A 13,218-nucleotide genomic window follows, 5' to 3' on the forward strand; every position below is an offset into this window, starting at 1 on the left:
GATAGGTATGAAAAGGAAGAGGTTATTGGAACTGATCGCATTCCTTCTTATTTTTGCGGTCATTTCCACGGGACTCCTCAATGCTCTAACTGTTAAGGGAACGCCGGGGGAGCCCAGACTATACAGTGTCTACGAGGGCTATGCTAAAAATACTGAGGTGCTGTTTGCAGGAAGCAGTCACGCAGGTCAGCTTCTTGGTCGTAATCTGTGGGAGGATTACGGAATAGCTGCCTATACAATTGCAGGCAATTCTCAGCCCGTTGATATCATGTACTTTACCATAAAAGAATTTCTGAAATATCAAAAGCCAAAGGTCATTATGGTTGAGACTGCATTTATTCCGGATGACAGTATTTCTGAACCTGATACGGAATATGCTGGAAGTACCATCAATGATTCATCTGTTAGATTTTCACTAAATTACCTTGACCTGGCACTTAGTCAGATCAGAGATTTTAAGCTGCCCATAAAAACAGAAGGTGCGCAGCTTGTTTTAAAATGGCCTTTGGAACATGAGAGATATAAGGACTTAAGTAAGGATGATTTTATTATCAGCATGCCCTATGTGAATACGGATCTTGAGCCGCTGTATTCCACTCCCGACGAAGAAATTTCTATTGTCACCACAGACAGAAGAGAGAAGCTTAGTGACGTGGGAGAAAAATATCTAAATAAGCTTATTAAGCTCTGTAAAAAAGAGAAGATTCAGCTTGTTCTTTTCCATACACCATATCCTGCACCTGAGATTTCAATGGCGCAGCAAAATACCGTTGGCGATATAGCAAAAGAAAACGGAGTGCCGTTCCTTGATTTTGATTACATGCTTGATGAGATCGGTTTTGATCCGCAGACAGATCAGAGTAGGGATTTAAATCATTGCAACTACTACGGCGCAGAAAAGATCACGAATTATATCGGGCAGTACCTTTTGGAAAGCTATGATGTGGGAAATCACAGAGGAGACCCTGCTTACGAAAACTGGGATAAGGACCTTCTGGCATATAGTAAGCATTTCCTAAAGCAGAGTTTTGACCTGTCAAATGACATTTCCGAATGGTCCAATGCGGTAGCAGGTAATGTGGAAGATTTTGTTATAGTTTTTACTCTTTCAGGTAATTACAAAGCAGGAGATGAAGCTCTGATAAAAGGAATCCTTGATAAATTCGGGGACTATGATGAGTTCTATGAAAAGGGCGGGACGCTGATACTTGATCACGGAAAAGTTCTATATAATTCCGGTGATGAAACTGTATATGCTTTTACCCATAAATTTGAAAATGCCGGTCTTTCCGTAAACAGGCACAAAGGCAATGATGAATTTGCAGATAGCGCACCTACAGAGAATGACAATGACGGTATCTATTTATGGGGTGATAACTATATAAAGGCTGTAAACGGGCTTAACGTTATGGTCTATGATGATGAGCTTGATGATGTGACAGATGCAGTTGGTATAGATGTCTATCTTAGTAATACAGAGCTTTTCAGAGATAAAATAAATTACGATACACTTGGAGAATAATGATGCTTATTCCGTATGCGGTTTTATATCCGCTTATTATTGCTGTAATAATTCTAATATTTATTATGCCATCGGGATTTAGGAGTCCGTTTCTTTTGCTTGTAAGTTTCGGCATTTACTGTTGTAGCGGCACTAAGGTTCTTTTTGTACTGCCTTTGGTGGCGATTTTTACCTATCTGATTTCAAGGGTACTTGATAGGAAAAGAGCAGATACATCAGGAAAAATAATTTTTGGAATATCCATAATCATATTGGTAGGAATGCTTTTATCCTTTAAGTTCACAGGGCTTAAGGGCTTTGCACCAATAGGAATTTCCTTCTTTGTTTTGGAAGCTGTGTCCTATCTTACTGATATCTATAGAGGAAAAACAGAGGCTGAGAAAAATCCTATCTACGTGCTTTTGTATCTGTGCTTTTTCCCTACACTTACATCAGGTCCTATAGAGCGGGGTGGTAACCTTATTCCGCAGTTTAAAAAGCTTGATAAGATGGGTAGGAGCGAACTGTTTGATCCCAGCAGAATCTGTGACTACGCCATAGTCATAATATATGGAATGTTTGTAAAGCTGGTAATTGCAGACAGACTTTTGAAGGTGACGGATCTTATTTTTTCTGAGTATTACAGATTCGGAACGGTGGCTCTTATTATAGGAGCGGCCAGCTTCGGATTCCAGCTCTACTGCGACTTTATGGGATATTCACATATTGCCCTTGGCGTCGCAGGACTTTTTGGAATCGAGATAATTAATAACTTTAAAGCACCATATCTTTCAGTCTCTGTCTCAGAGTTTTGGAGGAAGTGGCATATTTCCCTAAGCTCATGGCTAAGAGACTATGTATATATTTCTCTTGGAGGAAACAGAAAAGGAAAAATCAGAAAGTGTTTAAATCTGTTTCTTACATTTATTGTCAGCGGTATCTGGCATGGTAATGGCATTTCATTTCTGATCTGGGGAGGGCTTCATGGCATTTATGTTATTGTAGAGAATTTACTTAGAGATCATGGACTTCTTAAAAAGAATTCAAACGAATTACCTTTTGGAAGCAGATTCCTTCGGGCGGCCTCGACTTTTATTCTGGTGGATTTTGCATGGATTTTCTTTAGAGCAGATACAGCAACAGCAGCTTTTTTATACATTAAGCAGATGTTTACAGTGCCTGATTTCTGGATACTGTCTGATATGGATAAGCTGTTTTCGCTGGGACTTGATATGCAGGAGTTAGTGATACTCATGCTGGCACTTCCGATTTTATTTGGTATGGATTATGTAACTGCAAAGAGAGACCTTCGCGTGGATCAGTGGCTAAATGAGCAGGGCAGAGCATTCAGAGTTGTTTTTACACTGGCTATTCTTTTCTATGCCATGGTATTTGGTGTATATGGAGATGCGGTCGATCCAAGCGCCTTTTACTATATGTCATTTTGAATTGAATAAAAAACGGAGCCATCAGTAATCTGATGGCTCCATAATTATGCTCGTTATTCGATTTTAGTTTGTCTGTTCTGTATTTTAGGAATTTCTTTGTGTTATAATCAGACTTGTCTTTAATATAATTGTGAGGTGTTTGAAATGAGCTACGAACTTAATGAGAAACGTTTTCTTGATGAGCTTGAAAAAGAACTGTCAATAGATTCTGTGACAGGTCAGTATCACGAGCTTCAGGATTATCTTGTAAAAGAAATAGAAGAACTTGGATTTAAAACTTCTACCTTAAATAAAGGTGGTATAATCGCTGAGATCGGGGGCGAGGGGAATCCTCTCCTTATCACAGCCCACGGCGATACCATTGGAATGATGGTTCGCCATATAAATGAGGATGGCACCATCAAGGTTTACAAGGTGGGTGGTCTTTACGCATATCATACAGAGCGTGAGAATGTACGGATTCACACCAGAAGCGGCAAGGTTATCACAGGCTGCGTTCAGAGAAAAAATGCATCGGTTCATGTTACAGAGGATGAGCTTAATAAGGAAGTTCCTTCTTTTGACTGCAACTCATTTGTAGTTCTCGATGAGGATGTAAAGAGCGCAGATGATGTAAGAAAGCTTGGAATAGAAATCGGTGACTACGTTGCTGTTGAGCCCAGATTCACATACGCAAACGGTTATATCAAGTCACACTTTATAGACGATAAGGCACTGCTTGCTATTCTTATGGAGCTTCTTCATGATGTTAAGGAAGGTAAGATTGAGCTTAACCGTAAGGTTTATATTTACATTTCTTTCTATGAAGAGATTGGCCATGGCGGATCATTTATTCCTGAGGATGTAAAGGATTTCCTTGCGCTTGATATCGCATGTATCGGACCTGAGCAGACAAGCTCAGAGCACAAGGTTTCTGTTTTCTGCATGGACAGCCGCTTCCCTTACAATGTTGATATGATAAGAGAGCTTGAGGCAGCAGGAGAAAAATCTGGTGCTGATTATGTGGCTGATATTTTCACTCCTCACTATGGAACAGATGCAGATCCCGCACTGGTTGCAGGCTTTGATGTAAGACATGGCGCTATCGGACCCGGCACCAGAGCAAGCCACGGCTATGAGAGAACTCATATCGATGGAATTAAGAACACCTATAAGCTCCTTGCAGAGTATGTTGCAAAGTGATATAAATGTTTGAGGTAAATAGGAGGATAATTAATTGGAGAAAATTTTAGAGTTAATTTCAAAAGAGGTGTCAGCTGCATTTGAGGCAGCAGGCTATGATGCAGAGCTTGGAAAGGTTACTCTTTCAAACAGACCTGATCTTTGCGAATACCAGTGTAACGGCGCTATGGCCGGTGCAAAAAAATATGGTAAGGCACCGTTTATGATAGCTGATGATGTTGCTGCTAAGCTTGAAGGCAGCGAGATCTTTTCATCAGTAGAATCTGTAAAACCCGGATTCCTCAATCTCAAAGTCAGCGAGGATTTTGTAAGAGGTTATATTGTAAAGATGCTTCACGAGCATCATTTCGGTGTTGCAACACCCCTTCATGCGCCTGAGTTTATGATCGACTATGGCGGACCTAACGTTGCAAAGCCTCTTCATGTAGGACATCTTCGCTCAGCAGTTATAGGTGAGAGTATTAAGAGAATTCTTAAGTATGCTGGATATAAGATTACCGGCGATATTCATCTTGGTGACTGGGGTCTTCAGATGGGACTTATCATCACAGAGCTTAAGCACCGTCAGCCGGATCTTCCTTATTTTGATAAAGATCACAAGGGACAGTTCCCCAAGGAAGCTCCCTTTACTATCAGTGAGCTTGAAGAGATTTATCCCGCAGCAAGTGCTAAGTCTAAAGAGGATGAGGCATTTAAGGCTGAGGCCATGGAAGCTACAAAGCTCCTTCAGGATGGCGATAAGGGTTACCGCGCTTTGTGGCACCACATCATGAATGTGTCAGTTAATGACCTTAAGAAGAACTATAAGAATCTTAATGTAAACTTCGATCTTTGGAGAGGCGAGTCAGATGTTCATGAAGTAATCCCCGGAATGGTTGATTACATGAAACAGCACGGCTATGCTCATGAGAGTCAGGGTGCACTTGTTGTTGATGTTGCAGAGGAGACAGATACCAAGGAGATTCCGCCCTGCATGATCCTTAAGTCAGACGGAGCATCTCTTTACAATACAACAGACCTTGCTACTATTCAGCAGCGTATGGAAGAGTTTAAGCCCGACGGTCTCATCTATGTTGTAGATAAGAGACAGGAGCTTTACTTCACACAGGTATTCCGCTGTGCGAGAAAGACCAAGCTGGTTCTTCCCGAGACAGAGCTTCATTTCGTAGGCTTTGGTACCATGAACGGCAAGGACGGTAAGCCCTTCAAGACAAGAGAGGGCGGTGTAATGCGTCTTGAGAAGCTTATTGCTGAGATTGATGAGCAGATGTACAGCCGTATCAAAGAAGGCAATCAGGACATCGATGACAACGAGGCAAAGGATACAGCCCACAAGGTTGCACTTGCTGCCATCAAGTATGGTGATCTGTCCAACCAGCCTTCAAAGGATTATATTTTCGATATTGATAAATTCACTTCCTTCGAGGGAGACACAGGTCCGTACATCCTTTACACAATGGTGCGTATCAAGTCCATCCTTGCTAAGTATGAGAAGAAAGGCGGAGATGTTAAGGCTGCTCTTCTTAGAAACGCGGAGTCCGCAGATGAGAAGAATCTTATGCTTCTTCTTACAAGATTTGCAGATGCAGTAGAGAGTGCTGCAAGAGACCTTATGCCTAACAGAATCTGCGCATATATTTATGAGCTGTCAAATGCACTTAACAGCTTCTATCACTCAACTAAGATCCTCACAGAACCCGATGAGGAAAAGAAGAGCGGTTATATCGCACTTCTTAACGTAACACTTAAAGTACTGGAGACAGGAATTGATCTTCTTGGCTTCAGCGCTCCCGATAGAATGTAACCCCAGACACTTGGTGAGGTACTTTTAAGCAAAAACATAATGATTTCAGTTATTTAAGCCGATATATTTTTTGATAGGTATATTCATTTTTATATGCCTGTCAAAAATATATCGGCTTCTGCTTTTTATGGACATTTTCGCAGCAGCTATCGGAGATGGGATTATGGGTGATAGGAAAATCCATTTAAATATTTTTATAGCGCTTTCCATTATTGTGGGAATATTTTTGATGCCCGGAATTTCTGCCAAGGCTCTTACCAAAACCTTTGATGGTCAGAGCACAATGATAGTAGATCAGGACTGCACCATAAATATTACGGGGAGTTTTGATCAGAAGGCTACGCTTATCATTAAGTCCGGTAATGTCACAATTAATGGGAACTGTAAGATGATGAGTGCTGTAGATAAAGAAAGTTGGGAATCTTTGCCTTCAGGATATAATAGCAGCTATTTTAGGAATTCTATTCTTGTAGATACTGCAGCAAATGTAACTATCAATGACCTTTCAATAAATTACAATGATATCAATTGTGAATTTAACCCTAACCTTGTAAACCAGGTAATTTGCGTTAGAGGAAAGCTAAATGCAAAGAACCTGAAAATTCTTAATGCACCTGACAGAGGGATAAAAATAGAAGGCTCCGGTACATGTACTATGACCAATGAAAGTACTATTAATTGTCATAATACAGAAAGAAGCGGCTACCATGCCGGAGTTGATGTCTATGGCACCTTTAATATGAATGGCGGGACAATTTCACAAAGTACATGTTATGGCATAAAGGTTCAAAGCGGAGGAGTGGCGAATCTTAATGGGGGAAGTGTGACTAATATCATGATGAATCATGATACTGAGAAAAGCTCCGGAGTCCATGTGTATGCAGGAGGGACACTTAATGTGAATGGCACTGTTATCTCCAATTGTGATTTTGGGATCAATTCAGCAGGAACGGTTAATTTTACAAAGGGAGAAATTAAAAACAATACAACCGGTGCTATGTGTGCCGTTAAAGTCGCAGGTGGAACCTTTAACATGTCAGGTGGATCAATTCATGATTCCAATGTGCTGCTGGGATCCTCGGGCGGAATAGTTGTTGTAACAGGTAATTTCAATATGACAGGCGGTACCATTTGTAGATGTAACGGCGGAGTATACCTGGCTGGCGGAACCATGACCATGACAGGAGGAAGTATTAGCGAATGCCAACAGCGAGGTATATATGTCACACCTACTAATAATAACACTGCACTCAGGATAGGCGGCTCAGCTGTAATTGAAAACAACCCTTCATCCTCATCCAATTCTAAATGCAATGTACTATTGGGAAGTGATAAGAAGATAATCGTTACAAGTGCGCTTAAGAGTGGTGCAAAAATAGGTGTAACTACACAGACTACACCCACATCCTTTAATCCTGTTGTCATAACAAGCGGATTAAGTGGAAGAGGTACATCTACCAACTTTATTGCAGATAATAGCAGCTATGCAATTGGAATGCGAGGTAGTGAAGCTGTAATAGCACTTAATTATGAGATTCATACAGTTACCTTTAACAGTGATGGCGGGACCGCAGTTCCTTCCCAAACTATCTATACAGGTGAGAAGGTGACGGCACCTGCAAATCCAACCAAGACTAACTATAATTTCACGGGTTGGTACGACAGATATGGGAATAAGTGGAATTTCGCCAACGCATTGGGCGAAGATATAACACTATATGCAAAATGGGAGAAGCATCATCATAGCTTTTCGTATTCTGCGAGTGGAAACACAATTATCGCTACATGCACAAATCACACAAACTGTACGCTGGCAAATAAAAACTATCAGGTAAAGATGAGTATTGAACCTCCGGACATTGCGACTCCTGGTATGGCAGGAAGTGCCAACGCAAAGCTTGTAGGAGTTAATGATTTTAATGCTGTGACAGGACTTTCTATTTGGGATGGAAATGTTACCTACATTGGTCGAGATGGTACCTCTTATCCTGAGATTTTTGCTCCGCCTATCGCTGATGGCAAATACAGAGCTAAGCTCACCGTAAAAGGCGCGGTTGCAGTAGTTGATTATACCCTCGGAAATGCTACATCAGGCAATAATCCCGGCAGCCAGGATAACGGCGGAGGTAATTCTGAGAGTCAGAAGAATGGCGACGGCTCAGAGACCATCACAGAGACCAGTAAGAGCCCAAGCGGAGCCCTACTTATTTCTGTGATTTCGGTAGATAAAAACGGCGACACTGTTGAGAACATGACCTTCGAAACATTGTCTTCAAATAAGGTGTCTCTGATCTCTTACAAGGGCAAGAAGAAAAAGGTCGTGGTTCCTAATACCATAAAAGCAAAGGGCATAACCTACAGAGTGGTTTCAATAGGTGATGGTGTTTTCAAGTCAAATAAGAAAATTACATCCATGACCCTTGGCAAGTATGTCACAAGCATTGGATCAAATACCTTTAAGAGCACAAAAAATCTAAAAACCTATTCGATAAAGGGTACACTTACAGAGGTTGGTAAAAATGCTTTCAAGAGCACAAATAAAAAAGCCGTTATCACAATAAAAGCAAATAAGAAGAATTTCAAAAAGACAAAGAAGCTTATACAAAAGGCAGGTCTGGCTAAATCTGTTAAGATAAGAGGGAAATGACTGTTACAAAAGGCAAAGTGAAGAGTTTGAAAAGGAGGATTCATTATGACAGGAGCAGCATTCATTATTTTAGGCATCGTATTTCTTTGTATTGCACTGTACACATTTGTAATTAAGCTTCCCAAGAGTCGAGTTCAGATCAGTCGCAGAACAGGAAAGACCAGGGGCAAAATTTCGAACGTTGATGTTAAAATCCTAAAGCACAAGAAAAAGAGTGGCCTGGGCTATCATGAGACAAAGACCTACAGGCTTGATGTTACCTATAACGTTGGCGGTACAGACTATGAGCTTAAGAAAATTATTTCCATGACATCCAAAGAGGTCGGCGAAGAAGTGGATGTATCCTACAATCCCGATGAACCTTCCGATGCACATGCAGATGAATTCTTCGCAGGAGAAGTAGGTACAAAAGCAGGCGGAGTAGTAATGCTTATTATAGCTGTAGTACTACTTTTAATCGGTTGTGCAATCGTTGCACTTTGATTTTCACGCCTCTTATGAGGCGTGAAGTTACTGTTCACACCGTAGGGTGTGAGCAGTAACGACCTGAAAAAAATAAAATAAAAAATTTTAAAATTTCTTGTTGACAACATAGTGCTTATAGATATATACTAGCCTAGTCGGTCGACGAGAGAAGCCGACAGAACTGAATATGGCGAGATAGCTCAGTTGGCTAGAGCACGCGGTTCATACCCGCGGTGTCGAGGGTTCGAATCCCCCTCTCGCTATTAAAAAATACGAGGTAGAATTTATTCTACCTCGTATTTTTTAATACCGAAAATGGGATTTGATCTTGAGCCCCCGCGAACGCGGGGGCGAGGGTTTAGCAACGACCGGAGCGAAGAAAATTTGTAATATATTGATATTTGTGGTATATTTTTTAATTGGCATAGATTGATTTTTGACGAAATCTTACCAACATATATGCCAAAAAAATATTTATCGGAGGCATCCTTGCTAAAAACATTTTCAATAACTGACGTAGGTCAGAAACGAAAACTTAATCAAGACTACGTGTTTACCTCCGAGAGACGAATCGGCAATCTCTCTAACGTATTTATTGTTGCGGATGGAATGGGTGGACACAACGCCGGGGATTACGCATCTAAATATACGGTAAATACCATGGTAGAGGAGATTGAAAGGTCTCTTGAACAGAACCCAGTACGTATTTTGGAAAATGCAATCAAGAAGGCAAATCAGAAGCTCAGAATCAAAGCAGCTGAAGATGAGCATCTTTACGGAATGGGGACTACAGTTGTAGCAGCCACTGTTATGGGTAGGTATTTACAGGTTGCTAATGTAGGTGATTCCAGACTCTATGTTATCGGAGAGAGTATCAGACAGATAACCAGAGATCATTCACTGGTTCAGGAGATGGTGCGTGCCGGCGGACTCGATCCGGATGAGGCCAGATCTCATTCTGAGAAGAACATCATTACCCGTGCTATCGGTGCGGATGATAGTGTTGATGTGGATTTCTTTAATGTCGAACTCGAGAAGGGGGATATTGTGCTCATGTGTTCTGATGGGCTTACAAATATGCTCGAGGACGAGGAGATTCGCATGATAGTCAGTGGGCAGAGAGACATAATAGAGAAGGCACAGAAGTTGGTTGATATGGCTAACCAGCATGGCGGTAAAGACAACATTGCCGTTATCTTGATAGAACCATTTGCTGACGGAGGAGCTGAATGATAAAAATAGGAATGATGATCGGAGATCGCTACGAGATCCTTGAGAAAATAGGAACCGGTGGCATGTCCGATGTTTATAGAGCAAAAGATCATAAATTGAACAGACCGGTTGCTGTTAAGGTTCTGAAGCAGGAGTTTTCGGAGAACGATAATTTCGTATCCAAATTCCGCGTTGAAGCCCAGGCCGCAGCAGGCCTTATGCATCCCAATATTGTTAATGTCTATGATGTAGGTGATGAGAATGGTATCCATTACATAGTAATGGAGCTTGTTGACGGCATCACTCTCAAGAGATATATCGAGAAAAAATCAAGACTTACGGTTAAGGAAGCTGTCAGCATTGCCATACAGGTAGCTATGGGACTTGAGGCTGCACATAATAATCACATAATCCATCGTGATATCAAGCCTCAAAACATCATCATTTCCAAGGAAGGTAAGGTTAAGGTTACAGACTTTGGTATTGCCAAGGCTGCCACCAGTAACACCATCACTTCCAACGTTATGGGATCTGTTCATTACACATCACCTGAGCAGGCAAGAGGCGGTTATTCAGATGCCAAAAGTGATATTTACTCACTTGGTATCACTCTTTTTGAGATGCTTACAGGACGTCTTCCTTTTAACGGAGATACCACTGTTGCGATAGCAATTAAGCATATTCAGGAGGACCTTCCCACACCGGTTACTTTTAATGAAGATATACCGATAAGTGTTGAGAAAATTGTAATGAAGTGCTGTCAGAAAAGCCCTGACAGAAGATATCAGAACGCTGCAGAGCTTATTACAGACCTTAAGAGATCACTTATTACACCGGATGATGATTTTGTTAATCTCGTAGATCCTGATGAAGAGAGCGCTACCAGAGTTGCTACAGAAGCAGAGCAAAAGAGTATTGGAGGAATGTCCGATACAGAGCAGATGCGACTTAATGCTGATGTAATGCGCGAGTATGAGCAGCAGAAGAGACGCGGTTCTTCAAGAGGCTATGACAATGGCGATTATGATGATGACGAGGACGAGTATGACAGACGTTCCGGAGCCTATGGTAACCGAATGGAGAAGATTACCATTGGCCTTGCTATTGTTGCAGCAGTGCTTGTTGGAATAATTGTAATTTTCCTTGTCGGAAAGGGAATTGGTATATTCGGATCTGATGATAATCCCGCTGTTACAATTTTTGAAGGTGATTATCAGGAGGGCGATGATGTTGACGGAATAGAAGTTCCTGACGTGGTAAGCGGCAATATGTCTTATGCTCAGGCTGTATCTATTCTTAACAGTAAAGGCTTCCAGGTTGCCAAGGTTGATGATGAGACCAGCACAGCTTCTAAGAATACTGTTATTTCACAGTCGCCTGAAGCAGGGGAGTTCGCTGAGAGCGGTTCAACAGTTACAATTACTGTAAGCACAGGTGGAGAGAGCAATTCAGCTGCTTCCAACAGTGCAAGTACTGAGGCAAGCGACTCATCAGAGCAGGCTTCGTCTGAGGAGACAGTAGAGTCCAATCAGGTAGCTATGCCTAATCTTGTTGGCCTTTCAGTTGATGAAGCAATCGCTGCTCTTGCTGAAGCAGGACTTGAGCAGGGCACCATAGTTGATGTTAATAACGAACAGTATCCTGTTGATACCATCACAGCTCAGAGCCAGCCTGTTGGTGCAACTCTTGAGAAGGGCACCAAGATCAATATGGAAAAATCAAAGGGACCTTCAAGTCCTACAACATACGCTTTTTCAGGAGACATTGCAGCTCCTACGGAAGGTCAGAATTACACTGACGGTATCAGCGTTCATGTATCTTTCGTAACAGCTGATGGAACATCTCTTCTTGATACTGAGACTGCTTCTTTCCCGATAGCAGGAGTCAGCAGAACAGGACTTACGTCTCCTACAGGTGTTATAACATTTAAGTATTTGGCGTCTACTCCCGCAACTACCGATGCTGAAGGTAATATCATCGAGGGAACAACGCAGGAATACACAGTAACAAGAGCAGTTACATTTACTCAGGAGAATTGATGCAGGGGAGAATTGTAAAAGGAATAGCCGGCTTTTATTATGTGAATACCGGAAGCGAGCGCGTATATGAATGCAAAGCGAAGGGTATTTTCAGAAAAGACGGTATCAAGCCTCTCGTTGGGGATGATGTAAATATTGAGATAATTGATGAGGAAGGTGGAATTGGCAATATCACTGAGATTTTGCCTCGCCGTAACATGCTTATAAGACCGCCGGTCGCTAATGTCGACCAGGCGGTTGTTCTGTTTGCAATAGTAAAACCGGATCCCAACTATAATGTACTTGATAAGTTCCTTATTCAGATGAGACGCAATAATCTGCCTGTAATTATCTGTTTTAATAAGCAGGATATTGCCACCAAAGAGGAACAGCAGGAGCTTATGGATGCATACGAAAAATGCGGCTATGAAGTAATTTTCATAAGCGTTCATGAAGGGGCTGGACTGGATGTGCTTTGCGAGAAGCTCCGTGGTAAAACATCGGTTGTGGCAGGCCCCAGCGGTGTTGGCAAGTCATCTCTTCTAAATAAGCTTCATCCTGAAGCTGAGATGGAGACTGGAGAACTTAGCAGGAAAATTGCAAGAGGAAGAAATACCACAAGGCATTCAGAGATGTTTTTCGTATCGGCACTTTCCGATGATAAGGAAAAGACCTACATCCTGGATACACCTGGATTTACATCTCTTGCATTAAAAGATATCACAGCAGAAGAGCTTCCTCAGTATTATCCTGAATTTGAGCCCTATGAACCGTTTTGCAGATTCGGCGGATGCAGTCATATTGCTGAGCCTGATTGCGGAGTGAAGACCGCTTTGGAAAATGGTGAGATCTCCAGAGTCAGATATGATAACTACAGGATGATCTACGAGGAGCTGAAGAATCAGAAGCCGGTTTATAGATGATATTTGAATATTGAAGCT

Annotated in this window: 9 protein-coding genes and 1 tRNA gene; all 10 read left to right on the forward strand. The window is 41.7% G+C overall.

All coding sequences use genetic code 11. The features are described from left to right. Positions 1-7: 7 nt before the first annotated feature. The 10 genes from G603_RS0101275 (at position 8) to rsgA (ending at position 13,200) form a co-directional block, all read left to right on the forward strand. A complete protein-coding gene (locus G603_RS0101275) occupies positions 8-1,522 on the forward strand; it encodes a hypothetical protein (protein ID WP_026669070.1) in 1,515 nt (504 codons plus the stop codon). 95 nt (positions 1,523-1,617) lie between these two features. Next, positions 1,618-2,949 (forward strand): MBOAT family O-acyltransferase, encoded by a 1,332-nt coding sequence (locus G603_RS18800; RefSeq protein ID WP_196808027.1) that lies wholly within the window; start codon positions 1,618-1,620, stop codon positions 2,947-2,949. A gap of 144 nt (positions 2,950-3,093) precedes the next feature. Then, complete coding sequence (locus tag G603_RS0101285) at positions 3,094-4,131, forward strand: M42 family metallopeptidase (RefSeq protein WP_026669071.1); 1,038 nt, start codon at positions 3,094-3,096, stop codon at positions 4,129-4,131. A gap of 34 nt (positions 4,132-4,165) precedes the next feature. Beyond that, on the forward strand, positions 4,166-5,935 hold the full coding sequence (gene argS, locus G603_RS0101290) for an arginine--tRNA ligase (protein ID WP_026669072.1): 1,770 nt from the start codon (positions 4,166-4,168) through the stop codon (positions 5,933-5,935). Positions 5,936-6,098: 163 nt separating this feature from the next. Then, on the forward strand, positions 6,099-8,582 hold the full coding sequence (locus G603_RS0101295) for an InlB B-repeat-containing protein (protein WP_026669073.1): 2,484 nt from the start codon (positions 6,099-6,101) through the stop codon (positions 8,580-8,582). A gap of 45 nt (positions 8,583-8,627) precedes the next feature. Further along, complete coding sequence (locus G603_RS0101300) at positions 8,628-9,065, forward strand: DUF3592 domain-containing protein (RefSeq protein WP_026525455.1); 438 nt, start codon at positions 8,628-8,630, stop codon at positions 9,063-9,065. A gap of 171 nt (positions 9,066-9,236) precedes the next feature. Next, positions 9,237-9,310 (forward strand) — tRNA-Met (locus tag G603_RS0101305). A 226-nt stretch (positions 9,311-9,536) separates the two neighbouring features. Continuing rightward, positions 9,537-10,280 (forward strand): Stp1/IreP family PP2C-type Ser/Thr phosphatase, encoded by a 744-nt coding sequence (locus tag G603_RS0101310; RefSeq protein ID WP_026525453.1) that lies wholly within the window; start codon positions 9,537-9,539, stop codon positions 10,278-10,280. Then, positions 10,277-12,298, forward strand: a complete 2,022-nt coding sequence (gene pknB / locus G603_RS0101315) for a Stk1 family PASTA domain-containing Ser/Thr kinase (RefSeq protein ID WP_026669074.1) — start codon at positions 10,277-10,279, stop codon at positions 12,296-12,298. Before G603_RS0101310 ends, pknB begins: the two co-directional genes overlap by 4 nt. Further along, positions 12,298-13,200 (forward strand): ribosome small subunit-dependent GTPase A, encoded by a 903-nt coding sequence (gene rsgA / locus G603_RS0101320; protein ID WP_026669075.1) that lies wholly within the window; start codon positions 12,298-12,300, stop codon positions 13,198-13,200. Before pknB ends, rsgA begins: the two co-directional genes overlap by 1 nt. Positions 13,201-13,218 lie beyond the last annotated feature (18 nt).

The organism is Butyrivibrio sp. AE3006 (genome assembly GCF_000424165.1).
In the GTDB taxonomy this organism is placed as follows: Bacteria; Bacillota; Clostridia; order Lachnospirales; family Lachnospiraceae; genus Butyrivibrio.

What these genes read in the sequence shown, in the direction of transcription:
- G603_RS0101275 (WP_026669070.1), top strand. Translation starts at nt 8, where the DNA reads ATGAAAAGGAAGAGGTTATTGGAACTGATCGCATTCCTTCTTATTTTT.
- G603_RS0101285 (WP_026669071.1), top strand. Translation starts at nt 3,094, where the DNA reads ATGAGCTACGAACTTAATGAGAAACGTTTTCTTGATGAGCTTGAAAAA.
- G603_RS0101295 (WP_026669073.1), top strand. Translation starts at nt 6,099, where the DNA reads ATGGGTGATAGGAAAATCCATTTAAATATTTTTATAGCGCTTTCCATT.
- G603_RS0101300 (WP_026525455.1), top strand. Translation starts at nt 8,628, where the DNA reads ATGACAGGAGCAGCATTCATTATTTTAGGCATCGTATTTCTTTGTATT.
- pknB (WP_026669074.1), top strand. Translation starts at nt 10,277, where the DNA reads ATGATAAAAATAGGAATGATGATCGGAGATCGCTACGAGATCCTTGAG.
- rsgA (WP_026669075.1), top strand. Translation starts at nt 12,298, where the DNA reads ATGCAGGGGAGAATTGTAAAAGGAATAGCCGGCTTTTATTATGTGAAT.